The organism is Vibrio sp. St2 (genome assembly GCF_947311885.1).
Taxonomy (GTDB): Bacteria; Pseudomonadota; Gammaproteobacteria; order Enterobacterales; family Vibrionaceae; genus Vibrio; species Vibrio coralliilyticus.
This window is the reverse complement of record NZ_CAMZNA010000001.1, coordinates 221,059-247,969: the sequence shown is the minus strand read 5'-3', so window position 1 is coordinate 247,969 and position 26,911 is coordinate 221,059. Positions and strand designations below refer to the sequence as shown.

General features: G+C 45.1%; 22 protein-coding genes. 10 read left to right on the top strand and 12 right to left on the bottom strand.

Annotated elements, in window-relative coordinates:
• The first annotated feature begins 44 nt into the window (after nt 1–44).
• Together QMA41_RS01100 and QMA41_RS01095 are read left to right on the top strand one after the other, a co-directional pair.
• A complete protein-coding gene (locus QMA41_RS01100; protein WP_006962466.1) occupies nt 45–437 on the top strand; it encodes a SulA-like leucine-rich domain-containing protein in 393 nt (130 codons plus the stop codon).
• Between the two features lie 196 nt (nt 438–633).
• Nucleotides 634–1,737: a phosphoribosylaminoimidazolesuccinocarboxamide synthase gene (locus QMA41_RS01095; protein ID WP_281628607.1), complete on the top strand. Its 1,104-nt coding sequence runs from the start codon at nt 634–636 to the stop codon at nt 1,735–1,737.
• A 44-nt stretch (nt 1,738–1,781) separates the two neighbouring features.
• On the opposite strand, the gene QMA41_RS01090 is transcribed toward QMA41_RS01095, so the two are convergent.
• A complete protein-coding gene (locus tag QMA41_RS01090) occupies nt 1,782–2,123 on the bottom strand; it encodes a hypothetical protein (RefSeq protein WP_038158976.1) in 342 nt (113 codons plus the stop codon).
• A gap of 138 nt (nt 2,124–2,261) precedes the next feature.
• On the opposite strand from QMA41_RS01090, the gene QMA41_RS01085 reads away from it, so the two are divergent.
• A complete protein-coding gene (locus QMA41_RS01085) occupies nt 2,262–2,990 on the top strand; it encodes a helix-turn-helix transcriptional regulator (RefSeq protein WP_281628606.1) in 729 nt (242 codons plus the stop codon).
• 63 nt (nt 2,991–3,053) lie between these two features.
• Here the strand turns inward: QMA41_RS01085 and QMA41_RS01080 are convergent, their stop codons facing one another.
• Complete coding sequence (locus QMA41_RS01080; protein WP_281628605.1) at nt 3,054–3,548, bottom strand: EF-hand domain-containing protein; 495 nt, start codon at nt 3,546–3,548, stop codon at nt 3,054–3,056.
• Nucleotides 3,549–3,595: 47 nt separating this feature from the next.
• Nucleotides 3,596–4,162, bottom strand: a complete 567-nt coding sequence (locus QMA41_RS01075) for a nucleotidyltransferase family protein (protein ID WP_281628604.1) — start codon at nt 4,160–4,162, stop codon at nt 3,596–3,598.
• A 164-nt stretch (nt 4,163–4,326) separates the two neighbouring features.
• On the opposite strand from QMA41_RS01075, the gene QMA41_RS01070 reads away from it, so the two are divergent.
• Nucleotides 4,327–5,238, top strand: coding sequence for a LysR family transcriptional regulator (locus tag QMA41_RS01070; protein ID WP_006962474.1), 912 nt, complete (start codon nt 4,327–4,329; stop codon nt 5,236–5,238).
• Here the strand turns inward: QMA41_RS01070 and QMA41_RS01065 are convergent.
• The 4 genes from QMA41_RS01065 to gyrA form a co-directional block, all read right to left on the bottom strand.
• A complete protein-coding gene (locus QMA41_RS01065; RefSeq protein ID WP_281628603.1) occupies nt 5,235–6,104 on the bottom strand; it encodes a YjjW family glycine radical enzyme activase in 870 nt (289 codons plus the stop codon). The genes QMA41_RS01070 and QMA41_RS01065 overlap by 4 nt on opposite strands.
• Nucleotides 6,105–6,113: 9 nt before the next feature.
• Entirely contained in the window at nt 6,114–7,655 is a 1,542-nt protein-coding gene (locus QMA41_RS01060) for a YjjI family glycine radical enzyme (RefSeq protein ID WP_281628602.1), read from the bottom strand.
• A gap of 152 nt (nt 7,656–7,807) precedes the next feature.
• Nucleotides 7,808–9,691, bottom strand: a complete 1,884-nt coding sequence (locus QMA41_RS01055) for a methyl-accepting chemotaxis protein (protein ID WP_281628601.1) — start codon at nt 9,689–9,691, stop codon at nt 7,808–7,810.
• A 308-nt stretch (nt 9,692–9,999) separates the two neighbouring features.
• On the bottom strand, nt 10,000–12,642 hold the full coding sequence (gene gyrA, locus QMA41_RS01050) for a DNA topoisomerase (ATP-hydrolyzing) subunit A (RefSeq protein ID WP_281628600.1): 2,643 nt from the start codon (nt 12,640–12,642) through the stop codon (nt 10,000–10,002).
• Nucleotides 12,643–12,929: 287 nt separating this feature from the next.
• Here gyrA and ubiG point away from each other — a divergent pair, with 287 nt between their 5' ends.
• The 4 genes from ubiG to yfaE all read left to right on the top strand — a co-directional run bounded on the left by ubiG (nt 12,930) and on the right by yfaE (nt 17,881).
• The gene (gene ubiG, locus QMA41_RS01045; RefSeq protein WP_281628599.1) at nt 12,930–13,637 is read left to right on the top strand and encodes a bifunctional 2-polyprenyl-6-hydroxyphenol methylase/3-demethylubiquinol 3-O-methyltransferase UbiG; all 708 of its coding nucleotides are present in this window, start codon (nt 12,930–12,932) and stop codon (nt 13,635–13,637) included.
• Between the two features lie 467 nt (nt 13,638–14,104).
• Nucleotides 14,105–16,387 (top strand): class 1a ribonucleoside-diphosphate reductase subunit alpha, encoded by a 2,283-nt coding sequence (gene nrdA, locus QMA41_RS01040; protein WP_281628598.1) that lies wholly within the window; start codon nt 14,105–14,107, stop codon nt 16,385–16,387.
• Nucleotides 16,388–16,469: 82 nt separating this feature from the next.
• Entirely contained in the window at nt 16,470–17,603 is a 1,134-nt protein-coding gene (gene nrdB, locus QMA41_RS01035; RefSeq protein ID WP_006962487.1) for a class Ia ribonucleoside-diphosphate reductase subunit beta, read from the top strand.
• On the top strand, nt 17,603–17,881 hold the full coding sequence (yfaE, locus tag QMA41_RS01030; RefSeq protein WP_006962489.1) for a class I ribonucleotide reductase maintenance protein YfaE: 279 nt from the start codon (nt 17,603–17,605) through the stop codon (nt 17,879–17,881). The genes nrdB and yfaE overlap by 1 nt, the downstream gene beginning before the upstream one ends.
• 52 nt (nt 17,882–17,933) lie before the next feature.
• On the opposite strand, the gene QMA41_RS01025 is transcribed toward yfaE, so the two are convergent.
• Nucleotides 17,934–18,185 (bottom strand): hypothetical protein, encoded by a 252-nt coding sequence (locus tag QMA41_RS01025; protein ID WP_006962492.1) that lies wholly within the window; start codon nt 18,183–18,185, stop codon nt 17,934–17,936.
• 232 nt (nt 18,186–18,417) lie between these two features.
• On the bottom strand, nt 18,418–19,659 hold the full coding sequence (locus tag QMA41_RS01020) for a CinA family nicotinamide mononucleotide deamidase-related protein (protein WP_281628597.1): 1,242 nt from the start codon (nt 19,657–19,659) through the stop codon (nt 18,418–18,420).
• Between the two features lie 193 nt (nt 19,660–19,852).
• On the opposite strand from QMA41_RS01020, the gene QMA41_RS01015 reads away from it, so the two are divergent.
• Together QMA41_RS01015 and QMA41_RS01010 are read left to right on the top strand one after the other, a co-directional pair.
• Nucleotides 19,853–20,749 carry a DUF3943 domain-containing protein gene (locus tag QMA41_RS01015; protein WP_006962496.1) on the top strand — a complete coding sequence of 299 codons (897 nt, stop codon included), beginning with the start codon at nt 19,853–19,855 and terminating at the stop codon, nt 20,747–20,749.
• Nucleotides 20,750–20,932: 183 nt separating this feature from the next.
• Nucleotides 20,933–21,445, top strand: coding sequence for an ACT domain-containing protein (locus QMA41_RS01010; protein WP_019275135.1), 513 nt, complete (start codon nt 20,933–20,935; stop codon nt 21,443–21,445).
• A gap of 39 nt (nt 21,446–21,484) precedes the next feature.
• Here the strand turns inward: QMA41_RS01010 and nspC are convergent, their stop codons facing one another.
• The 3 genes from nspC to QMA41_RS00995 form a co-directional block, all read right to left on the bottom strand.
• Complete coding sequence (nspC, locus tag QMA41_RS01005) at nt 21,485–22,618, bottom strand: carboxynorspermidine decarboxylase (protein WP_281628596.1); 1,134 nt, start codon at nt 22,616–22,618, stop codon at nt 21,485–21,487.
• A 97-nt stretch (nt 22,619–22,715) separates the two neighbouring features.
• Nucleotides 22,716–23,960 (bottom strand): carboxynorspermidine synthase, encoded by a 1,245-nt coding sequence (locus QMA41_RS01000; RefSeq protein WP_006962502.1) that lies wholly within the window; start codon nt 23,958–23,960, stop codon nt 22,716–22,718.
• A gap of 18 nt (nt 23,961–23,978) precedes the next feature.
• The gene (locus tag QMA41_RS00995; protein ID WP_281628595.1) at nt 23,979–26,876 is read right to left on the bottom strand and encodes a pyridoxal phosphate-dependent class III aminotransferase; all 2,898 of its coding nucleotides are present in this window, start codon (nt 26,874–26,876) and stop codon (nt 23,979–23,981) included.
• Between the last annotated feature and the right edge of the window lie 35 nt (nt 26,877–26,911).

Below are 26,911 nucleotides of genomic sequence, written 5' to 3'. Positions count from 1 at the left end.
AAACTACTGTATAAGCATACAGCATGTATGTAAGGACAGTAATTATGTTTCAGGTACACACTACAAATCGCTCAGTTTCTAAATTCAATGTATTGGCTCAACCAACGCAACCAATGAACATTGCAGACTCGACGCTCAGCCGTTTAGCAGGGTTGTCTAACCAGAAACAATGGATCTTGTTCACTGCCGAATGCCCTCGTCCAGATTACGAACAATTCTCTTCATACAATGTCAGCTGTAAAAAGATCATTCAGATGAAGTCTTCGCAAACACAATCCGAGTTTGAAATCGTAGTAAAAGCAATTAAATCCGGTAATGCCAGCGCCGTTGTCGCCTCAGATAATATTGAACTCGTAGAACAATCATTGCTTCGTGATCTCGCGAGCCAATACCATTGCGAAGTCTTCTTTGTTGAAAGCCACAATCAATTCCACTAATTTCATTTGCACTGTCTTCTGCCTCTCTTTTCGAGAGGCTTTTTTGTTTTTAGCTAATTTCTAATTCCTAAAGAATATTTACAAGCAAACGTTTGCTTTTTCTCTGGAAGGTTAATTTAGTTCTGGTATGATTCTCTGCAAATCGATTGCCTCTCACGGGCAACCTTCCATTTTTGACAAAGATAGGAATGTCTAAATGAGTCTCGCTGATCAAGTTCTTGCTGTTAATGATGATCTTCCCATTCGTACCAACAAACCCGTTCATAGTGGCAAAGTACGCTCTGTATACTGGCTAACAGAGGAAGACAGCCAACGTCTGATTAAGGAAAAAGGCTACGATGTTGCGGAAGATGCACCGCTTGCCATTATGGTCATCAGCGACCGCATCTCTGCATTCGACTGTATCTGGCGCGGGCAAGGCGGATTAAAGGGCGTTCCCGGAAAAGGAGCGGCACTCAACGCGATTTCCAATCACTGGTTTAAACTCTTCAAAGAGAACGGTCTAGCGGACAGCCATATCTTGGATATTCCTCACCCTTTGGTTTGGATCGTGCAGAAAGCGAAACCAATCATGATTGAAGCGATTTGTCGTCAGTACATTACTGGCTCAATGTGGCGCGCTTACGACAAAGGCGAGCGTAACTTCTGCGGAATCCAGCTGCCAGAAGGGTTGAAGAAAGACACCGCGTTACCTGAGCTTTTGATGACACCGTCAACTAAAGGCATTCTGAAAGGCATTCCCGGTGTCCCGGAAGCTGACGATGTGAATATCACGCGTCAGAACATCGAAGATAACTTTGCTGCGTTCAACTTCTCTAGCGCGAACGATATCAGCCTGTATGAAAAACTGCTGAGCGAAGGGTTTGCTGTGATCAGTAACGCTCTGTCTCAAGTTGAGCAAATCTTCGTTGATACCAAGTTTGAATTTGGTTATGTGCACGATGCCTCAGGCAATGAAAAGCTGATTTACATGGATGAAGTGGGCACACCAGACTCTTCTCGTATTTGGGATGAGCAAGAATACAAAAACGGTCATATTGTTGAGAACTCTAAAGAAGGCTTCCGCCAGTTCTTACTTAACCACTTCCCTGATCCTGATATTCTGCTTAACAAAGAACGTATGCCTGAGCGTGAAGCTTTAGCGCGCGATAACGAGCTTCCGCTTGAGGCGCTGATGGACATTTCACAGACCTATACAGGCATCGCAGAGAAGATCACCGGGCAACCGATCAAACTGAGTGCCAATCCGAAACAAGAAATTATCGATGTACTGAGCAGAGAATACGGTTTGGTTGACTAATCAATGACGCCCAAGTCATCACTTGGGCGTCTTTCTCTAACTTACTATCCCTTAAAACCTTCTACGGTTCCCTGTTCAATGTAAGCCTGAGCCAAACGCCCTACAAAGCAACGGCCCGGATTATCCCCTAGGATCCATTCTTCTGGCGTAAACAATTCAAACAACCCAAAGCTTGCCAATGCTGGAATGGCTAATTTTAAATCCTGCACAACTTCGCCACGCTCCCCTTCGTTGTATCTGATTATATTGTGCAGCATCGCCCCAACGGTTCCGGTTGGAATCTTAGTGCCATCTTTCAATGTTACGATCGGCAGTACCTGACCTTCAGCAACTATTTTGTGGTTAACCGCCGAAAGCTGCTGCGCTAGAGATGTATTCTTATCCATTTTTCAATCCTCTTTTAACTACTGTTACGTGAGGTTGCCAAGTCATAACGCTTGAAACCTCAAACACAGGGATAGAATAACGGCTAACGAGCAGGCATAATTTCTTTAAATAGACATAATATTTACTTATTACGCCATATGAATTGCATTGAATTATTGAAGATTCATCACCCAGCGGCATCCGAAACCGAATGGCACCAGCATGAGTATGCGCAGCTTTACTGGTTGAACAAGGGTATATTTACGATTGAAACAAGTGATCAGCAATGGACGATTACTCCCGCATGCCTAGGCTGGATTCCTCCCCATTTACAACACAGATCTGATGTTGTGGCTGACATAGAAGCAGTCATGATCTACGTACCTTTAACTTGGCTCAATGCCTTTCCGCAACAAGCGAAGGTCATTCAATCCAACACCCTTATTCAAGCTCTCATTGAGCGAATTACCCATTTCGACTTATCAGCGATGACAGCGCCTCAACAGCGACAGTTTCAAGTCCTGCTGGATGAGATTCACCTTGCCCCTGCGAGTAATCTCTATTTACCTCTACCCAAGGAGGCAAAAATGCGCCAAATCGCCGATACCCTATTAGCAACACCAGATGACGCTCGCTCGCAAACAGAGTTAGCGCATGATTTTAGTACCAGTACACGGACTTTGAGTCGGCTGTTCAAGAAAGAAACCGGGATGGCTTTTGGCTTCTGGCGGCAACAAGCCAGACTCGTCAGCTCATTGCCTATGTTGGAAAAAGGCTTAAGTATCACTTGTGTCGCACTGTCCTGTGGCTACAGTAATACCAGCAGTTTTATCACTGCTTTTAAAGCGCGTTTTGGTGTCACTCCAAGTGTGTATTTTAATCAATAAGCCTTAATATCTGGGAGAACACCGCACAAGCAAATACTAGCAGGTGAGATGTTCTATATGTCTTCACTTGTCTTTGCCTTTACCACCTTTGTTGCCCCCTTTATCACTTCCTCCTTTGTTACCACCACCTTTATTTCCGCCGCTATTTCCTTTCCCGCCACTGTTGCCCTTGCCATTGCTGCTGTTACTTCTAGCTTCAGATTCACCGCTATCAGGCTTATTTTTTAGTTCGCCTGTGCCATTACCTGGATTCGAATATTTTGCATGGGCGGCAAGTTCACTTTCTGAAACAAAGCCATCTTTGTTTTTGTCGAACGATGAAAAGGCACTCAAACCGCTTTCATTCTCAGAATTGTCTTCATCTTCAGAGCCTTCCGGTTTACGAAATTGGTCGAACTCTTCTTTGGATATCTGTCCGTCTTCATTGGTATCCATAGACGAAAATTCAGGTGGTGACTTCGTCGCATTACTCTCCTCTTGCTGCGCATCTTCAACCGATAACGCTAATGGAGATATGAACAGTAAAGGCACCAATAAAATGTTCAAATAACGCTGCATGATAAACTCCTAGAACAGTAAACCTCTCATATAAGAGTTTAGTGCAGCTATTGATCATTAGTGTTTGTTATATCAATTATGAGATTAGGCCATATCGTAAGCCAGTTTTTAGATTGAAGTCTGCGCTTAAAAATTGTTATATCCCTGCTTGGGTTATGCGACACTTGCAGTTCAAACAAGCTATCAAAACCAAATGATGAAAGGCACTGGTACTCACCACGCGCAAGCTGTCTAATCGCCACCGCGGTTTCTTTTTCCGGCCAGAAGCTCATGGCATCAATCAAATCCGTATACGCGCGATCACCATTGCGCTCATGCATCATGGCTTGGTTTCTAACCTGCCAGTTCGCGTCCGGCATCAACTTCTGAAGCTCCAATTCGTAAGCCTTGTATCGTTCTGGATTGGATTCATCCAAATCAAAATAGATGACATCAAGATCATTGAGTGGTGTCGGGGTTTCTTTGTTGTGTAACACATCCCACACTAGATTTCTGACAAATCCTGCGGCTAAAAAAGCTTGAGGGATCTCGGACTTAAAAACACACTCTAAAGCGCGCATCCGAAAACTGTCTTTTTCAATCCATTGGATTATCTGGTCGCTGTGGTTTTCCATTTCATTCTTCTGAATTTCTCATTCTGCCTAATCCTAGCATGACGTGGTTAAACGGTTCCTAGATAAATCGACCACTTACAACTGACAGAATTTTTGATCAGGCTCGTATCTAATTTAGGCCATCACAGGTATAACTGGCCCGTCTTTCTTTTCTGGCCTTTTCAATGGACTACGTTGCCCTTTCTCGAATCAGCTTAAAGCACCTGACGGTATTGCATGTACTATTAAGTACGCACAGTGTCAGTGGAACCGCTCAAGTTTTATGTGTTACCCCATCAAGCGTCAGTAAAACACTCAGTCAGCTTAGAGAACAACTTAAGGATGAACTTTTTTATCGGGAAGGAACGTCACTGGTCCCCACCCCCTTTGCGCTGTCCGTTGCCAAAGACGTACACAAGATCCTTGCTTGTATGAACGGAATTCTCCATCAAGGGGAGTTTGAACCGAAGAATTTTTCCGGAACGGTATCGCTATCGATGCGCGAGAGTACCTTCGAGCTGTTTTCTGGGAGAATCACCAAAATCGGTCGGGAGTTAACGTCAGCTAACATCCAGATTTTCGCCAAAGAAGAGCTCAGCTTTGATGCCCTGCTGCGTGGGCAAGTTGATTTTATGATTTTACCTCACGATATCAGCCAACCGCCAACACGCAGTCGCGATCTGGTCTGGGAGCAGATTCAGGAGGATGAAATGGTCTGTTTGATGAGTCCAACGCACCCTCTGGCTAACCAATCGATGAACACTGAACAGTATCTCGCTTACCAGCACATCGGTATTTTGGATAAGGATCTGTCCGCCCCCTACTTTGAGCAGAAACTCACCCAGCAGTTCACACCGAGAAACATCGCCATCTCCGTCGCTGATTTTGGTTCGGCAGCGGTTATCTGTCACCAAACTGAGTTGTTACTAACTTGTTCGAAAATGTGGGCAGAGAAATCGCTGCAGGCAGAAACTCTGATCCAAAAGCCTCTGCCGTTTTCCTATGGAAAGGTTACTTACAGCTTGGTCTGGAACCAAGCGAGCCTAAACGACCCAGCTCTGAAGTGGTTGCACTCTCAACTGATTAAACCAGTTTAGACATAAACACTGGGTAGCTGAATGTTTTGGTGAATCAGTGGTCGCAAAGCATCATGAAACTGCAACATTTGCGATTCTGTACATTTCGGCCACTCTAGCGCTTCACCCATCACGCCATGATGCTGAAACGCATTTAGCCGCACATTAACGTTGTCAGGCAGCGTATTAATAAGACGGGCGACCTGTGTAACTTCTTTATCCAGATCACTTCTGTTCGGGATGTGCAGTAAGCGAAGCTCGTACAACTTCTGCTTATCTGCCAAATAGCGTATTGAGTGAACCACCTTGTGATTATCACGCCCTACTAGCCAGTGATGTGTCTCTTCCTGCCAAGATTTAAGGTCAATCATTGCACCGTCAAGATAAGGCAGAACCTTATCCCAACCAGACTCACCTAGGTAACCATTACTGTCAATGAAACAGGTAAGATGGCAAAGTTCTTTGTCTTCTTTGATGCGTTTGAATAACGCGATAATAAAAGGCAGCTGCATTGTTGCTTCGCCACCGGATATCGTGACACCGCTGATAAACCACTTTTGTTCGTTTATCAGATGGATGATTTCTGATACCGAGTAGTGACGCACTTTAGGGCTAGAACGATGCGTGCAAACATCAATGCACTGATCACAATGCGTACATTTGCTCTCATCCCACACGACTTTCTGGTTCGTGTCGAATGACAGCGCATTTTCTGGGCACCCTTCGACACAATCCCCACAGTGATTACAATAATTAATCGTATGGGGGTTGTGGCAGTTAATGCAGTTAAAATTGCACCCCTGTAGGAAAAGGACCAGTCGATTACCTGGTCCATCCACGCACGAGAACTTGAGGATACGGCTAACAATGGCCTGCCTTTCGCTCATATGCTTACCCTATTTGTAAACCGGCTGACTTTCCATACTCACAACTCGCGGAGCTCTATCCAAAATCCCTGTATTGTTAGCCGCTTCAGCGCCAAGGAAAGTTGTATTTTTGCGCGAACCTTGCTCTGAGAACTTATCTATATCTGACAGTTTGATCATATAGCCAGTAACTCGCACCAAGTCATTTGAAGCAACATTGGCCGTGAACTCTCTATACCCTGAACTCAGCGCCCCCTTACACAAATTAAACATCGCTTCCGGGTTTGACTTCACCGTTTCATCTATCGTCAAAATATCACTAATACCAGAGGTATAATGCTGATGGTGCTTGGCGGTTGCTTGTACATAAGCAACTGGGTCTGGCTCGGTGCCATAAGGAATGCGAACTCCTGGGGTCACTCCCTCATCGAGGCTAATCCCCCCTTGAGCATGTAGAAGCGCCTTACCTTCAAGACCGTACTTCACCTCTGAACCTTGCACGATTTCAGCCAGTTTCTCAGAAATTAGATGGCCTAGCTCGTTCGCTTCTAGGTCATGTCCATAGCAACCCTTTTCTCCCGACTTATCCATAAGAAGATTAACCGCTTCAGCCATACCGTAGATGCCAAACATTGGCGCAAAACGCGCTTCGTCAATCAAACCTTCTTTGGTTAAGAAGCCTTTAAAGAAATTTGACTTCTCATGCAAATGTGAACTTCGTGAGTCCATCAGCTCGACCATTAATTCACTGTAATAAGGCAGCAGTTGATTGAGAAAGTCTTCAGTGTCTGATGCTAGATTCGCCAACAACTTAAGGTTCATTCGGACCAGGGTGTTCGACCCACCGGCCAAAGGTAGAGAGTTATAGCAACTCACAATACCAAATCGCTTTTCGCCGTAGCTACTCGCGTGCATTGGATAGTTAGCAATATGAGGTTTACTGCATTCACAAATGTTGTTGGTGGCCTGACTTAACAAATCATCCGGTGTCACGGTCGGGTCATACATGAAAGTGAGATTTGGCGCAATTTGCTTGAGTTCAGCATCAATTTTTAAGATCGTTCGACAAATGATGTTATCCGAAGGACCAATATTAACGTGCATAAAAGCATCAGGCAGTGTTCGGTCTAGCATGATCCAAAAGCGCTTGAGCTTCTGATAGATCGCCTGCTCACTTAACTCACCCACATAGGGAAGCAATACGTCATCAAGCTGCCCTAGATATACTGGAATATTAGTCACTGACGGCACATGATGATAAATGATTGTCAGCAGGTTAATAGCATCGTCAAAATCACTCGCTGGCTCTAGCTCTAGATACTCAGAACCTTGTTGAAGAAACTTGGCATAATCAGGCAAGACATATCGCGGTTTAAATGGTGCATGACCTTCAAACATATCGCATAAAATGCCTTCTTCCATTGCAAGACGAACAGGCTCTGAGACAGGCATATAAGGGAGGCTAGCCTCTGCTTCTAAGGCTAAGAATTGATTCTTCTGTTTAGGGTTTAATTTGGCATCAGTGACAATTTCTTGTACGCGTTGTTGGAAAGAGTTGAGAGCTTCAGACATTGTATATTCCTTATTGTTTTTAAGGATTTTAGACCCGAGCTCTCCTTGTCGACAATTGAAATATATTTAATCCCTCTTTTCCAATTTGGAAATACAAAGACAATAAAAAAGGCTCGGTAGTATTCCGAGCCTTTCGTCATTTAATTAGACACTTACAGTTTAAAGCGGCCAATTTCCTGTTCTAGTTCGTGAGACAGCTCTGAAAGCTGAGCGGCTTGTGCTGCAGCGTCGTGAGCTTCATCAGCAAGCTCGTTTGATACATCGCGAATACCAACCGTATTGCGAGTGATCTCAGAGGTTACCGAGGCTTGTTCTTCCGCGGCAGAAGCAATCTGTGTCGCCATATCGCTGATTTGCTCAACCGCTGATTGAATCTGAGTTAAGCTGACCGCTGCTGAGTCCGCATCGGTGACACTGGTGTCTGCAAGCTGACGGCTATCGCCCATAATGCTCACCGCTTTACCCGTTGTACTTTGCAATGTTTCGATCATTTGCTGAATCTCTTGCGTCGACGCATGGGTGCGTTGGCTAAGAACACGAACTTCATCAGCAACAACAGCGAAACCGCGACCTTGTTCGCCAGCACGTGCCGCCTCAATCGCAGCATTCAGTGCCAACAGGTTCGTTTGCTCAGCGATATCCTGAATTGTGGATAGTATCGTGCTGATGCTATTACCGTGCGTTTCAAGTTCTTGGATAACATCTGTAGCAACTTGTACTTCTTGGGCCAGATTCTGAATCGAAGACTGAGTCTGAACAACTTGCTTACCACCGTGAACACACGCTGTCACCGCTTCCGTTGAGTTTTGTGCAGTGTTATCTGCATTGCCCGCAATTTCCTGGGTTGCTGCTGCCATTTCATTGATTGCAGTCGCTACCATATTAATCTCATCTTGCTGGAGACGAATACGCGCACTGCGTTCTTCAGCGTGTTCGGCCGTCTGCTTAGCTTGCTCTGAGAGTGATGCCGATACATGACTTAGCTTGGAAACCATCGCATGCATGTTGCCAACAAAGGTGTTGAAGTTCGTTGCCAATTGGCCCACTTCATCATCACTGCGAGGTTCAAGGCGCTGCGTGAGATCCCCTTCACCAGATGCGATTTCTTCAAGAGCGTTAGATACGCGTCCAAGATCGCGGAACAAGAAGCTCACCAGCCAAGAAACCACCGCGATAACAATGATTGTGATGATCGTTGCCGTCAGCAGCAGGTTTTCCAGCAATGCGGTGTGCGCCGCTTCTTCTGTTTGACGATCCATCTCAATGGCGAAAATCCACTGCGTACCAGGAACCTTTTTGAAGAAGTAGAATTTCTCCTGACCTTTGCGCTCAATGATCTCCATTGCACCTGAATTCGCAGCGTTTTCAATCGCGCTCATTGTCAGCTTTTTAGATAGCGTAGTCACAGGTTTGAGAGAAAGATCTTTGTTCGGATGTGCTAGGAATGTGCCATCTTGCGTATCAATCAGCATTGCGTAGGCATTTTCACCCGCATCTAGGTTGATAACATCATCGATAAGCTGGTCAATCAATACATCAGCACCCACTACGCCTACCAATTTGCCATTGCGACGAACAGGTTCTGCAATAGTAACCAACAGTGCATTAGTGATTGCATCTTTATACGCTGTGGTAATGATCTGACGACCGGCTGCGTTCGCATCTTTATACCAAGGACGAACGCGTGGATCGTAATCCGCACGATTGCGCTCAGGGTGGGAACGGAACATACCACCTTCTGGCGTGCCTAGGAAAATATCATCAAAGCCGCCCGCTTTGCGGGCCTGCTGAAGATAAGGAACAACGTCTTGCTCTTGGCTGTAATCGTTAAACGCTTTAGCAATATCCTCACGGATGGTAATCCAATCTGAAATACCTTCCGAGGCAGCGGTAGCTAGACTTTCTGCTCTGGCATTTACGCCATTGCGAGTTTGCTGGAAAAGTTGGTCGGCAGAAAGCCAAGTCAATGCACTCGCCATTAGCACAACGGCTAATAAGCTGGCACCGATGAGTTTTTGTTTCAGTGACAGTTTCATGATAGTTAATATTGGTTGTGGAACAGACAGAAGCTGCGAATTTTATAGGCAATTTCGCATTCATGCACGCAATATTATTGAAATATTATTTACCTGTAACTATTTGTAATAACGTTATTTTTTTGGCGCCATACCTTTGTCAGAGATAGTTTTATCAATTAGATATTGATGAAATTTATCACTCTCAACTTAAGCGACTGATTACCATTAATTTGTTTCTAACATGGTGGGATGGGAAGGCAAGATCTCTGAATTTCAGATACAAAAAAGCCGGGATAAAACCCGGCTTTTAAACATAACGTCAACGATTATTCTTGCTCGTCTGCGTTAGTATCGACATCGGCGTCTGGTGTAGATTCTGGAGCGGCTTCAGATACTTCACCTTCCTGACCTTCTACTTCTTCGCCTTCAGGCAAATCAGCTTCTTCCACTTCATCAATACGCTGCAAACCTACAACGTTTTCGTCTTCAGCAGTACGGATAAGAGTAACACCTTGCGTGTTACGACCAACTTGACTAACTTCCGCTACGCGTGTGCGGACTAGAGTACCAGCGTCGGTGATCATCATCATCTCATCGCCTTCTTCTACCTGTACCGCGCCAACGACACTACCGTTACGCTCAGAAACCTTGATAGACACAACGCCCTGAGTTGCACGACCTTTCGTTGGATACTCGGCCAGCTCTGTACGCTTACCGTAACCATTTTGCGTCACTGTCAGAATGTCACCTTCGTTAGAAGGAACAATCAGTGAAACAACCTGATCATCATCAGCCAGTTTCATACCACGTACACCTGCCGCAGTACGACCCATGGCACGAACTTTATCTTCGCTAAATCGAACCACTTTACCTGCTTTAGAGAACAGCATGATGTCACTGTCACCATCAGTGATATCAACACCAATCAGTGAGTCATCTTCACGCAGGTTAACCGCAATCAGACCATTAGAACGTACGTTCGCAAACTGATCGAGAGAAGTCTTCTTAACCGTTCCATCACCCGTTGCCATAAAGATAAACTTCTCTGGGCTGAATTCAGAAACAGGTAGAATTGCCGTAATACGCTCGTTCTCTTCCAACGGAAGAATGTTCACGATTGGCTTACCACGTGCGGTGCGGCTAGCTTGCGGTAGTTGGTATACCTTCAAGCGATATGTTTTACCACGAGTAGAGAAACATAGGATGTTGTCATGAGTATTAGCAACAAGCAGACGCTCGATGTAATCCTCTTCTTTCATCTTGGTTGCACTCTTACCTTTACCACCACGTCGCTGAGCTTCGTAGTCGCTTAGTAGCTGGTACTTAACGTAACCTTCGTGAGAAAGCGTCACAACGACGTCTTCGCGAGCAATAAGCTCTTCCATGTCGATATCATGGATTGCAGCAGTGATTTCTGTGCGACGTGCATCGCCGAAACCATCACGAACGGCTTCAAGCTCTTCACGGATTACTTCCATCAAGCGCTCAGTACTTGCAAGGATGTGCATTAATTCTGCGATTTCTTCTAGAAGCTGTTTGTATTCGTCAAGAATCTTCTCGTGCTCTAGGCCAGTCAGTTTCTGTAGACGAAGATCTAGAATCGCTTGTGCTTGCTGCTCAGTCAGGAAGTACTGACCGTCACGGATACCAAACTGAGGCTCTAGCCACTCTGGGCGAGCCGCATCTGTACCTGCACGCTCAAGCATTGCTGCAACATTGCCTAAGTCCCAACCGCGAGCTACTAGCCCTTCTTTGGCTTCAGCTGGTGTTGGAGCACGACGGATCAGTTCAATGATTTCGTCAATATTTGCAAGTGCAAGTGCCAAACCTTCAAGGATATGAGCACGTTCACGAGCTTTGCGTAATTCGAAGATAGTACGACGAGTCACCACTTCACGGCGGTGGTCAACGAAGCACTTCAGCATATCTTTCAGGTTAAACAGTTGTGGCTGACCATTGTTCAGCGCAACCATGTTGATACCGAAAGTCGTCTGTAGCTGGGTATTTGCGTACAGGTTGTTCAGAACAACTTCACCTACCGCATCACGCTTACATTCGATGACAATACGCATACCGTCCTTATCAGACTCGTCACGTAGTGCACTAATGCCTTCAACTTTCTTATCTTTAACCAGCTCAGCAATTTTTTCGATTAGGCGAGCTTTGTTAACCTGGTACGGAATCTCTGTGACAACAATGGTTTCTTTGCCATTCTTGTCTGTTTCGATTTCCGCTTTAGAACGCATGTAGATCTTACCGCGACCTGTTTTGTACGCGTCTACAATGCCTTTACGACCACTGATAAGCGCTGCCGTAGGGAAATCAGGACCAGGAATATAATCCATTAGCTCATCAATAGTGATCTCTTCATTATTGATGTAAGCCAGACAGCCATCGATTACCTCAGTCAAGTTGTGCGGAGGAATGTTGGTTGCCATACCTACCGCGATACCAGAAGCACCGTTCACCAGTAAGTTAGGAATTTTTGTCGGGAGAACTGCCGGGATTTGCTCCGTACCATCATAGTTAGGTACGTAATCGACAGTTTCTTTGTCTAGGTCAGCCAGAAGTTCATGGGCGATTTTCGCCATGCGGACTTCGGTATAACGCATTGCCGCCGCTGAGTCACCATCGATGGAGCCAAAGTTACCTTGGCCATCAACAAGCATGTAACGTAGTGAGAACGGCTGAGCCATACGTACGATAGTGTCGTACACAGCGCTATCACCGTGAGGGTGATATTTACCGATTACGTCGCCAACTACACGGGCAGATTTTTTGTATGGTTTATTCCAGTCATTACCTAGTACATTCATCGCGAACAAAACGCGGCGGTGTACAGGCTTTAGGCCATCACGCACATCTGGAAGAGCACGACCAACGATAACGGACATCGCATAGTCAAGGTACGAACCTCGAAGCTCATCTTCAATGTTTACGGGCGTGATCTCTTTAGCTAGATCGCTCATAGAGCCAATATCCCTCTATTTATAGATCGTATGTACAATACGTTTAAGGTGCAAAAATATAACACACAAATCAACAGTTCGGCATTACTTTCCCTCTCCTTTTATCAGGTTGTGAGCTTGGTTGTGAATCAAATGCTGAGAAATTGCACACTCTGAATTTATCTCGCTGATTAATGGCTATATTTTCACCACCTCTTGAGAAAAGTGATCCCTTCTATGGAGAGTTGAGAGTTAAGGGTTATAATGCCCACCTGTTTCAAGGAAGTCGTTAAGTAAATAGAGTAGTTATGACCCAGTCACAAAATGTCGATCCAAACGAAATCAAAAAATTTGAAGAGATGGCCTCTCGCTGGTGGGATTTAGAGGGTGAGTTCAAGCCTCTGCATCAAATCAACCCACTACGACTGAATTACGTATTGGATAACGCGAATGGCTTGTTTGGAAAAACCGTTCTAGATGTTGGCTGTGGCGGTGGAATTCTTGCTGAAAGCATGGCGAAAGAAGGCGCAACAGTGACTGGCCTTGATATGGGTAAGGAGCCATTAGAGGTAGCTCGATTGCACGCACTGGAGACAGGTACTGAGTTGTCCTATATACAAAGTACAATTGAAGACCATGCTCGCGATAATGCAGGCAAGTATGATGTCGTAACCTGTATGGAAATGCTTGAGCACGTTCCCGATCCCCAATCTGTCGTTAGTGCTTGCGCTGCATTGGTCAAGCCCGGTGGTCACGTGTTTTTCTCAACACTAAACCGAAACTTTAAGTCTTACCTATTCGCTATTGTTGGGGCTGAAAAGCTACTACGTATTGTTCCAGAAGGCACACACGATCATGAAAAGTTCATTCGGCCAGCAGAGCTAATTAAGATGATTGATCATACCGACCTGACAGAAATGGGGATAACAGGCCTACTTTATAATCCATTAACGGATAGCTATAAGCTCGGCAATAAAGTAGATGTTAATTATATTGTTCATACGCAAAAGTTTTAATAACAACACGTATCATTCATAAGTCGAACATATAGAAAGCGGTGGCATATTGCCCCGCTTTTTTTGTTATTTTTTCGCCCATTTTTGGGGCTCTGATTCCAAAATATACAGCCATAAAATCACGCTCAGAATTGCTGAAAGATCAAGGAATTTTTTTTTGTTTGTGGTTACTTATAAACCGATCTCAAAACGGTAATTTTATACAATCAATTAGACTCTAATCCCATCGGTTAGTGTCCACTTACTGAAATTTTCATTTTTGTTAGTTATCCACAAGTCATCCCAGATCTGCAACTTGAAAAGGGGCATGGATAGCACTATCTTGTAACTCGCACAGCAATGCACCCCTATATGTTGTGTTTGTACTACAATATATAGATAGACTTTGATCACAAAGCCGGAACATTTTTTACAAGAATTACACGAAAACACGGCTTTTATCAGTTTTGTTAGGGAAATTAAGCAGAATGAACCAACAACTAACCGTTACCAAACGTGACGGCCGCAAAGAAAGTATTGATCTGGAAAAGATCCACAGAGTAATTACCTGGGCTGCTGAAGGTCTAGACAATGTTTCTGTATCTCAGGTAGAACTGCGCGCTCACATTCAGTTCTATGATGGAATCACTACTACTGATATCCATGAAACAATCATCAAATCAGCGGCCGATTTGATCTCAGAAGAAACGCCAGATTATCAATACCTAGCCGCTCGACTAGCCGTATTCCACCTGCGTAAAAAAGCTTATGGTCAGTACGAGCCGCCGACGCTACATGACCATGTGTCCCGCCTTATCGACATGGGCAAATACGATCAGCACATTTTGGAAGACTATACAAAAGCTGAGCTGGATGAACTAGATGCGTACCTAGATCACAAACGTGACCTCGATTTCTCCTACGCAGCAGTTAAACAGCTAGAAGGTAAGTACTTCGTTCAAAACCGTGTATCTGGTGAAATCTACGAAAGTGCTCAGTTCCTGTATATCCTTGTAGCGGCATGTCTGTTTGCTAAGTATCCAAAAGAAACGCGTCTTGATTACATCAAGCGCTTCTACGATGCGACGTCAACATTCAAGATTTCCCTGCCAACGCCAATTATGTCTGGTGTGCGTACTCCGACTCGTCAGTTCAGTTCATGTGTTCTGATCGAGTGTGGCGATAGCTTAGACTCTATCAACGCAACGGCAAGCTCTATCGTACGTTACGTTTCGCAACGTGCAGGTATTGGTATCAACGCTGGTCGTATTCGTGCGCTGGGCTCAGAAATCCGTAACGGTGAAGCGTTCCACACAGGCTGTATCCCATTCTACAAATACTTCCAAACTGCCGTTAAATGTTGTTCGCAAGGTGGCGTGCGTGGTGGTGCTGCAACCGTATTCTACCCTCTATGGCACGGCGAATCTCAGGCACTAATGGTGCTTAAGAACAACCGCGGTGTCGAAGAAAACCGTGTTCGCCATATGGACTATGGTGTTCAGCTAAACCGCCTGATGTATCAGCGTTTGGTTGAAGGCGGAAACATTACGCTGTTCTCACCATCAGACGTGCCAGGCCTATACGATGCGTTCTTTGAGAATCAAGATGAGTTTGAACGTCTGTACGTTAAATACGAAAACGATCCATCAATCAAGAAAGAATCCGTTAAAGCTATCGAGATGTTCTCTATCTTGATGCAGGAGCGTGCTTCTACAGGCCGTATCTATATTCAGAACGTTGACCACTGTAATACTCACAGCCCATTCGACTCTGAAGTCGCACCTGTTCGCCAGTCTAACCTATGTTTGGAGATCGCTCTTCCAACGAAACCTCTGACAAACGTAGAAGACGACTCAGGTGAGATTGCACTGTGTACGCTTTCAGCATTCAACTTGGGTGCTATTAAGTCTCTTGATGACTTTGAAGAGCTCTCTGATCTGGTTGTTCGTGCGCTTGATGCCCTACTAGATTATCAAGACTACCCTCTACCAGCGGCATACAAGTCAACGATGAACCGTCGTACTCTAGGTGTTGGTGTTATTAACTACGCTTACTACCTAGCTAAGAATGACGTGAAATACTCTGACGGCAGCGCTAATGGCCTGACGCACCGTACTTTTGAAGCGATTCAATACTACTTGCTAAAAGCGTCTGTAGCGCTAGCGAAAGAGCAAGGTAAGTGTCCTTTATTTGGTGAAACCAACTATGCGAAAGGTTTGCTACCAATCGACACCTACAAGAAAGATCTGGACTTAGTTTGTGATGAACCCCTTCATTACGACTGGGACGGTCTTCGAGAAGAGATCTTGACGCACGGCCTGCGTAACTCAACGCTAACGGCGCTAATGCCTTCAGAAACGTCTTCTCAAATTTCAAATGCGACAAATGGTATCGAGCCTCCACGCGGCTACGTATCTGTAAAAGCATCGAAAGACGGCATCCTGAAACAGGTTGTTCCTGAGTTCACTGAATACAAAGATAACTACGAGCTTCTTTGGAATATTGGTTCTAATGACGGTTATCTACATTTGGTTGGTATCATGCAGAAGTTTGTCGATCAGGCAATTTCAGCCAACACTAACTATGACCCAAGCCGTTTCGAGAGTGGCAAAGTGCCAATGAAGAAACTGCTACAAGATCTGCTAACAGCGTACAAGTATGGTGTGAAGACACTTTACTACCATAACACTCGCGATGGTGCGAGCGATGACCAGAAAGACGCTGTACAACCACAAGACGACGATTGTGCAGGCGGCGGTTGTAAGATCTAATCACTAATCCGACAATAGGATTAGCAAGGCTTAACAGATTATCTGCCCCTCGCTTGAGGGGCTTAAAAGGAATTGAGGCATCATGGCTTACAGTACTTTTAACCGAAACAAAAATGACCAACTAAAAGAGCCAATGTTCTTAGGTCAGTCAGTAAACGTTGCTCGTTACGATCAACAGAAGTTCGAGATCTTCGAAAAACTGATAGAGAAGCAGTTATCTTTCTTCTGGCGTCCAGAAGAAGTCGACGTATCAAGCGATCGCATCGATTACAACAAGTTACCAGAACATGAAAAGCACATTTTCATTTCTAACCTGAAGTACCAAACACTACTGGATTCCATTCAGGGTCGTAGCCCGAACGTTGCCCTACTTCCTCTAGTATCACTACCAGAAGTAGAAACGTGGATTGAAACTTGGTCGTTCTCTGAAACGATTCACTCACGTTCGTACACCCATATCATCCGCAACATCGTGAATGATCCAGGCCTAGTGTTTGATGACATCGTTGAAAATGAGCATATTCTGAAGCGTGCTGAAGACATTTCACACTACTACGACGATCTGATCCAAATGACGAATGACTACCATCGTTACGGCGAAGGGACGCATACTATCAATGGTGAAGACGTTAAAATCAGCCTTCACGAATTGAAGAAGAAACTGTACGTATGTTTGATGTCTGTAAATGCACTAGAGGCAATCCGTTTCTACGTCAGCTTTGCTTGTTCATTTGCATTTGCAGAACGTGAACTGATGGAAGGTAATGCGAAGATCATCAAGCTTATCGCGCGTGATGAAGCCCTTCACCTGACGGGTACACAGCACATGATCAACCTTCTACGCAACGGCCAGGATGACTTCTCATTCATGCAAATTGCTGAAGAGTGTAAGCAAGAGTGTTTTGACCTGTTTAAAGATGCGGCTGAGCAAGAAAAAGAATGGGCGGAATACCTGTTTAAAGATGGTTCAATGATTGGCCTGAACAAAGATATCCTTTGCCAGTATGTTGAGTACATCACTAACATCCGTATGCAGGCAGTAGGACTGGATGCCGCTTACCCAGAGGCAACATCTAACCCGATTCCATGGATTAACGCTTGGTTATCTTCAGATAACGTACAAGTAGCACCACAGGAAGCAGAGATCTCCTCTTACCTTGTTGGTCAGATTGACAGCGATGTACAAGCGGACGACTTCAAGGACTTCGAACTGTAATGCCCAACATAAAAATCAACGGTATTACTGCGATTCAGTCTAATCCTTCAAACACCATCCTAGAGACGATGGAACAAGCGGGGATTGAACCTGAATATAACTGCCGAGATGGCCACTGTGGTGCATGCCGCTGTAAGCTCGTCAAAGGTGAAGTAGAATATGTTGGTTTTGCGATGGCGTACACTCAGAGTGATGAAATTTTGCCTTGCATCTGTAAAGCAAAGTCAGACATTGAAATTGAAGATGTCAACTATTCCCTGAAGGAAAAACGCGCATAAATATGCAAATTATAAAAAGCCCGGCTAGCATTGCCGGGTTTTATTTTATTATTTAGGCACGAATCTGAATACCGGATAAGAACTCATCGGCGGTCAACATAGACACTGCTTTGTCGGCAATCTCTCGCCCATCATCGTCAAATAGGGACAAGCGATAGCCTAATGAATTTTCTTGATTTTTTTCTTCCGGAGCATGAAGCCACATAGAGATAACGTCCTGTTTATCATCACTAAGTGCTTCTCCCAAAACAACTTTCTGACTCGCCACCTGATACCAAACCATTATTTTTGAATGATGGAACATGCTAACCTCCCTGAGCAAAACCTGCGACGAACTATCATTTTAAGCACAATTGCAACAAATGCACGTTGCAATTAGGAGACAAAGTTGGCATCTATTTAAAATCATCCATTTAAGCTATAGATGATTTTCTTCTAAGAAATAATTATGAAAGCATGCGAGTAATAAGAAACATATTCATTCACTTATTACTGCATGCCACTCGGTAGGAGTTTGACAGATATTCGGCTCTGTTCTAGCCAGAAATAACGCTTTGAGGGACATACATTTCTTTGTCCCGAGTTAGTGAACTGTAGTTAGGAAACATGGTTTTTCCTGACAAATAACGCCTTAACATGTCCGCAGCGACCGTTGTAATAATCGTAGTTTGATCTGCCCTTGAGAAGTGACGATTAAAGGTCAACGTCTGCCCCCACTCACCTTCTCTTGCAGAAATCGCTACTGAGAATGTGCGTTCTTTAACTTTTCCCGTTGCAATCGCTACATCGGTCGCACATTTATCTTTCGTGGCTCCAGCTAAAGCAAATACAGCCGCTAAGTCATCGTTATCGCTATTACCGACATCGACTTTATTGCCCAGAACCCAGCCATGTCCGCAGTAGTCTGCCGCTTCTTCGTTGGAGTGAAGCCATAATGATAAGTTACCGTGTGTAGACTGTTCTGCTGTTGAAATTGACCATTTCTTCTCGAGAATCAAATGACCAACATTGTCTTGCATGGATTCATCAACACTCACTACGTTACTTTCAATCAAGTTGTAGACTAGCTGGAGTAACTTAACGCGATTGTCCAAGTCATCCTTAGGACCAAACAGCTTGACCTCAATGTAAGGCATGTAGGAGCGGTAACCTAAAAAGTAACCTTCTGGAAGTTGTACTTTATCCAGCTTATCTGAAAGCGCAGATTCAGAAGTGCCAAAGGTATGTAGCTTACTGCATTCATAACCAACAACATCACTGTGATTTTGCTTGAGGTGCGGAATAATTTGCGCTTCAACCATCAACTTAAATTCACTCGGTACGCCAGGCGTAAAGTAAAAATCACAATCATTGAAATTCACTAAAAATCCGCAGGCCGTGCCCACTGGGTTGTCTAGCATGAGTGAGCCTTTCGGAAGCATCGCTTGCTTGCGGTTGCTTTCCGGCATAGGAAGCCCTCTTGCGGCGAAAAACTGCTCCAGCCTTTCTAACCACTCAGGGTAAAGCTCCAGCTCAGTCTCTGAAGCCTGAGCTGCCGCTTCGGCACTCAGGTCATCCGATGTTGGGCCAAGTCCACCATTCACAATCACTACATCGCAGTTGAAGCTCAGCATCATCAGCTCTTCCACCAACGCTGACTGACTGTCACCAACGGTTGAACGTTTCGACAGAGAAAAACCGTGCTGAAAAAATTTTTCAGACAACCACGCCGCATTGGTATCAACGATATCGCCGTGAAGCACCTCTTCACCGGTACTTAACATCGCTATTTTCAACATAATTATTTTCCTTTTCAGGAAACCTCTGGTCCTGAGTCACAAACATGAACAATCAAACTGATCATTTTCATTGTTTGAGTGTTTTTTAGAAACTAAGTTTCTTAATTAGGACAATTTCCGGTTTCCATTCCTCTTGCTTTGGTGGATAATTGTGAGCCTGATCATTATTAGAAATAGACTGTGGAGTTTATCCGTGTACAAAAAACACATCACCGCTTTGATGTTGTCGGCTTCTGCTTGCGCCAATGCCAATACCTACGATTCTCCGAAACACATTGAGTTTTCATACACCGTAGATAACACCGAAAACTACAGTCTTTTCAGCAACTCTTATTCTTATAAGCCTAGCAATAGTTATGCCTTAGGTTTAACTGAAAGCGAATTAAAACTGGAAGAGCCTGAGTTGCCTAAATACCTCACCGTACAAAGTGAGAAAGATTGGGACTACCTCAAAGGCCAAACTTACACGATTTTGGGTCTTAGTGTTGCGACCGTAGGCCTGATGACTCTCCTTCCAGAATCTATTACAAAATGGGATGAAGAAGACCGCGATTTGAGTGGCTTAGGCACAAAGTGGAAGGATAACGTAACCTCAGGGCCGGTTTGGGACCGAGATGACCATTTCCTAAACTATGTGATGCACCCTTACTTTGGTGGTGTTTACTATACAGCAGCCCGTCACGCTGGCTTCAATGAATTCGAATCTTTCCTGTATTCTGCAACTCTGTCGACCTTCTTCTGGGAGTATGGTGTTGAGGCTTTTGCTGAAGTACCTTCTTGGCAGGATCTGTTCATTACGCCTTTCTTCGGGGCTGTTGTGGGTGAGATGATGTTTGAGGCTGAACAAGAAATCGTTGCGACTGGTGGTGAAGTCTGGGGCTCTCAAACCATGGGTGATGTAACCTTATTCTTCCTTAACCCTGTTGGCCACATCCACGGGTGGGTAAGCGATGCTTGGGGCGGTAGCGCAGATTTCCAATACAACAGTAAACCTTGGTTTGGTAACCAAGACGCAGCGAAGTTTGCAATGGATGCTGGCGCTAGCTATGACAGCGTATTTTATGGTGTCGAGATGAAAATCAGTTTTTAATCTGACACTTGAGCAAAAAAAGCGGCAGCGAATTGCCGCTTTTTTTGTGTCTGCCATACCATAATGGTCAAGACAATCCGCTATCAGGTCAAAAACTTGACCTGAATCAAACCTAACTTCCGCCCTACTCCTACACTAAATTTAGCCCTATAAAAAGAATTGCTTGCATTCAGGAGGCCCGTTATGAATAGCACTTTTATCGTCAATTTCGTCGGTAAAGCGACACCTGCCACAATCAAGCAGCTGGCGGCTATCACTCATGAAAATGGAGGGAAGTGGCTGATCAGTAAAGTGAACTTTATCGAAGATCAAGTCGCGGCAGTCATCAAAGTCGAATTGCCAGAGGAAAAAGCGGAGTACGTTAAAGAAGCGTTTCGCAGCCATGACGACCTGCTGGTCCAGTTTGTCGATTCAGATAGCCACACACACAATGCCGATGCCATATATCAGGTCCGATTAGACTCCAATGACCGAGCTGGCATTGTTAATGAAATTACGCATGTTTTGGACAATCAAGGCATCAATATTCTGGATATGGACTGCCAACGAGTGTTCATCGCAGGTGGTGGAGGTGTGAGTTCCAGCTTGTTCACGGCAAATATCGCATTGAAATTACCGACCGAAGTTCAGATAGACGATGTAGCCAAAGAACTCGAAGCTCTCAGTGAAGATACACGAGTGATGGTTGAGGTGTAACAAAAAGAGCAGCTTATTCGGCTGCTCTTTTTCATTGGACTACTCGACGCTCCACTGAGAGAGCGAGCGTTTGAAGTCTGAATAATCAAACTCATTTAACTTCTGAATTTCACCGCCTGAGCGTTCACAGTACACGGAAGGCATTCTTAAGCCGTTAAACCAGTTAAGCTTCACCATTGTATAGCCCGCACTATCTAAGATATGAAGACGCTGACCTATTTCCAAAGGTTTATCAAAGCTAGCTTCACAGAACTGATCACCCGCCAAGCATGAACAAGAACCAATCACATACTCATGCTCACCTTTATCCACAGCTTCTAGAATAGAAGCTGGTTCATTGTAAATCAGCGTATCCAAGCGGTGTGCTTCAGTTGCAGAATCTACAATCGCGGTTTTTTTAACGTTCTCAACAATATCCACCACGGTCACAACCAAGTCTGTTGTCTTGGTAATGATAGCTTCACCTGGCTCAAGGTACATCTGAACACCGTGCTTCTCAGAAAACGCTTTAAGCGCTAAGCCAAGTTTTTCGATGTCGTATCCCGGCCATGTGAAAAACACACCTCCGCCCATACTGACCCAGTCAAGCTTATCCAAGTAGTGGCCAAACTGCTCAGAAATAGAGTCCAGCAGATCGATAAACGCATCGACGTCTTTGTTCTCACAATTCATGTGGAACATCACACCATCAATATCTTCAAAGACTTCTGGATCAATATGGTCCGCTTGCACACCAAGACGAGAAAACTGACGCGCTGGATTCGCTAAATCTTGCCCAGCATAACTCACACCTGGGTTAAGGCGTAAACCAAGTGAAACCTTTCCTTCTACAATGTGTCGATACGCAGCCAATTGATTTTGTGAGTTAAAAATCATTTTGTCGCAAATATCAGCCACATCACGTACATCATCCTCACTGTATCCGACACTGTACGCGTGAGTTTCACCACCAAAAGTTTCATGCCCCAGTTTAACCTCAAATGGACCAGAGCTCGTTGTGCCATCTAAGTAAGGCTTGATGATGTCGAAAACACCCCATGTAGAAAAACACTTCAACGCCAATACCAGCTTCACACCCGAGATTTCTTTGAGTTGCTTAGCTTTTTCTAGATTTTCGACCAACTTATCTTCATTGATCATAAAGTGTGGTGTTTTCAGTTCGTTTTTTTGCATTTTATATTCTGACCTAATTACTACCGTAAAAATCGAACAAAGCCGACACTAGTGCATCGGCTTAATCTTATAAATCCAAATTAAGAACAATAAGTGCTTACTTTAGTTTGTGGATAACAGGTTGACCCGGCTCTAGTTCCTGAACATGCCAATCAAGACCAATGCTTGGCATAGTCTCAAGGAATGGGTCTGGATTTAGCTGTTCCATATTGAACACACCTTTATCCGCCCACTCACCACGGAAGAACTGAAGTGCAGCGGTGATCGCTGGTACACCTGTGGTGTAAGAAATTGCTTGATGCTCAACGTCTTCGTACGCGACTTCATGATCAGCGTTATTGTAGATAAATACGCTACGCTGCTTGCCATCTTTCGTACCCTGAACCCAAGTACCGATACAAGTTTTACCTGTATAACCCGGAGCAAGAGAAGTTGGGTCTGGCAACAGTGCTTTAAGTACATGTAGAGGCTGTACAACCGTACCATCGTGAAGCGTCAGCGGATCTGGGCTTAGTAAGCCGATGTCACGCATGCAGTTGAAGTAGTTTAGGTATTTGTCACCAAAGCCCATCCAGAACTCGATACGTTTAGCTGGAATGAACTCTTGCATAGAACGAACTTCATCGTGCGCCATAGAGTACACTTTGTGCTTGCCCACTAGCGGGAATTCAAACTCAAGCATGCGCGAATGACACGGAACCTGTTTCCACTCTTCATTTTCCCAGTAGAAAGAATCACCTTGGATTTCTAACATGTTGGTTTCTGGGTCGAAGTTGGTTGCGAACTTCTTACCGTGATCGCCAGCATTCACGTCCATTACATCAATGGTGTCGATTTCATCAAACAGATGCTTCACTGCGTAAGCTGCAAATACCGAAACCACGCCCGGATCGAAACCAGCACCCAAAATACCTGTGATGCCCGCTTCAGCAAACTTCTCACGGTAGCCCCACTGCCAATCGTAAGCTTGAGGAACTTGCTGGCCTTCAGAACATAGATCAACAGCAACAGAGGTATCTAGGTAGTTCACTTTTGCTTGGTAACATGCTTCCATGATCGTCATGTTAACCCAAGGAGGGCCTGCGTTAATGACAAGGTCAGGCTGAACTTCTTTAATAAGAGCAACTAATGCATCAACGTCATCCGCATCAACAGCACGCGCTTCCAGTTTCTTCGATGGATCTTTCAGGTTGTTTTTCTTCTGAATAGATTCGATGATTTTTTCACACTTGCTCACGGTACGCGATGCAATGGTGATGTCACCCAGTACTTCGTTGTTTTGCGCAGCTTTATGTGCAACTACCCAGCCAACGCCGCCTGCACCAATCTGTAGAATTGCCATAGTTTTCCGTTACCTTAATTACGCCAGCTCAGCAGCTAGCTTATTGATTTTAATTAGTAAAGATTCAAAATCAGCCATCGTCAGGCACGGATTAAGAATCGTAAATTTCAATGCGGTTTTACCATCAACAATGGTTTCACCTAATACCGCTACGCCACGAGTCAACGCTTCTAGTCTTACAACTTTGTTCAGCTCGTCCAGATCCGCTACTTGAGCATTTGCTACGCGGAATAACACGGTCGACAATGATGGCTCAGCCAACAATTCTAGGTTGCCGTCGCTACGAACGAGGTCCGCCACTTGCTGAGTTTGTTCGAGAAGATGGTCATACATTGCACCCAATGTATCTGGACCAACATTCTGCATCGTCATAAAGACTTTCAATGCGTCGAATCGCTTCGTCGTCGCAATCGACTTATCTACCAAGTTAGGCAACTCATCATGCTCACGGTTGAGGTAATCCGCATGATGCAGCAGATACTTGAAGTTGTGTTTTTGTTTAAGTAACAAAGCCCCACAACTGATCGTTTGGTAGAACAGCTTGTGGAAGTCAACGCTGACTGAGTCTGCGCGCTCAATACCCGCTAGACGTTCTTTGTGGCGGCTTAAAATCAGTGCACCACCGTAAGCACCATCAACATGCATCCACATCTGGTGTTTTTGCGCTGCATCGGCAATCACATTCAAATCATCAATTGCACCATGGTCAGTGGTTCCTGCCGTCCCAACGATGGCAAATGGAATCAACCCTTGAGATTTCGCCTCGCTAATCACTTCATCAAGATGAGCGACATCCATCGTGCCGTTGCTATGAGCATCAACGGTCAGCACCGCTTTCTCGCCTAACCCCATCCAAGATGCAGATTTCTGAACCGTGAAATGAGATTTCTTCGAGCAAATAATACGCAGTTTGTCGGCGTAATCCGGCAATCCAAATTTCTGAATAGAGTGCCCTGACAGCTTGTCTGCAATGCAGTCACGAGCCAGCATTAAACCCATTTGATTACTTTGGGTACCACCACTGGTAAATATGCCATCAGCCTGTTTGCCAAGCTCGTATTTCTCACACAGCCAATCCACCACTTTCTGCTCAACATAAGTCGCAGAAGAGGCTTGATCCCAGGAGTCCATTGACTGGTTTAGAGAGGCAATCATCGCTTCTGCTGCCACTGCAGACATTAACGGCGGGGTATGAAGATGAGCGATACAGTCAGGATGCTGAGTGAAAATAGCATTCTTTGCGACTAGTTCAGCGGTATCCGTGATCACATCCGTCAGGCTGGCATTTTTGTTGTTTAGATCAACGGCATTAATCGCCTGTTCTAACTGCTTTGGGTCAAGCCCTGAATAAGGCGCATCGACTTGTTCAAAGACCTGTTTCATTGCCGCTGTTGTGTGGTTCATGACTTTGCTGAACTCATCACTACCAGACTCACCGGTATGAATGAAATGCTGTTTCCATTGTTGATTGGTGTCTTGTGGCTCAACATGGCTCCCACCAGCAACCAGAATCGCATCTTCCAGCACTCGAAGTGCAAAATCGATCTGCTCAAAGGTGATGATCAATGGTGGTAGGAATCGAATCACAGAACCATCACGCCCGCCTTTTTCAACCATCAGTCCGCGTTCAAGGGCAGCTCTCTGAATCGCCAAGGTTAATTCACCATCAGCGACTGGCTCACCAAACTTATTGCGCTCTGTACCGGGTTTGCGGATTTCCACACCAAGCATTAGTCCTTTGCCACGAACTTCAGCGATACAGTTGACGCGTTTCTGAATCGACTCGAGCCCTAAACGCAAGTACTGACCAGCAACATTCGCGTGCTCAACAAGATTATCTCGCTCGATGATTTCCAATGCTTTAGCACCAGACACCATAGCCAGCTGATTGCCACGGAAAGTGCCCGTGTGCTCACCTGGCAGCCAAGTATCATGTTTCTTATTGATGACCAGGAGCGACATTGGCATACCGCCACCAATCGCTTTCGATAAGCAAAGAATGTCTGGCACAATGCCCGCTTCTTCAAACGCAAAGTTGTAGCCTGATTTACCTACCCCACACTGAATCTCATCAAAGATCAGCAAGATACCGTGCTCATCGCAGATACGACGTAATTCTTTCAACCAAAACGCAGGAGCAGGTACAACACCGCCCTCGCCCTGAACAGGCTCAACAACAATAGCGGCTGGTTTCATGATTCCAGCTTCATCGTCATTGAGTAGGCGTTCAATATAGCGAATACCCGCTCTGGCGCCTTCGTCGCCGCCCAAACCAAACGGGCAGCGCAGACTGTATGGGAAAGGCATAAAATGTACGTCCGACATTAGGCCTGTGCGACGTGCTTTTGTCCCTAGATTACCCATCATGCCCATCGTGCCGTTTGTCATGCCATGATAAGCACCACGGAAAGCAAACATGGTATTACGACCTGTGGTTTGCTTTGCGAGTTTGATTGCGGCTTCTACAGCATCCGCACCTGAAGGGCCACAGAACTGGAGTACACAGTTATCACTCAGCTCTTGAGGAAGAAAATTCTTCACCGAGCGAATGAAATTCGTTTTTGCTTCTGTTGCGATATCCAGTGTCTGATAAGGAAGACCAGAGTCGAGCTGATCTTTGAGTGCTTGGTTGATTTCTGGATGGTTGTAACCCAGAGCCAACGTACCCGCACCGGCAAGACAATCTAAAAATATTTGACCGCGAGTGTCTTCAACCAGTGCGCCATAAGCTTGTTTGATCGCAATAGGAAGACGACGAGGATAAGAACGTACCGCAGATTCGTGCTCGGCCTGATCTTGTAATACCAGATCAGGTGTCAGATCATAAACGCCTTCTACAGCAGGAATCTGGGTGGAAAATGGTGTTGCGATAACAGTGTCGCTCACTGCATTATCGACTTCAAAGGCTGTGCTCATGATTTAATCCCTTTGAAATGTAATTCTCCTGCCAT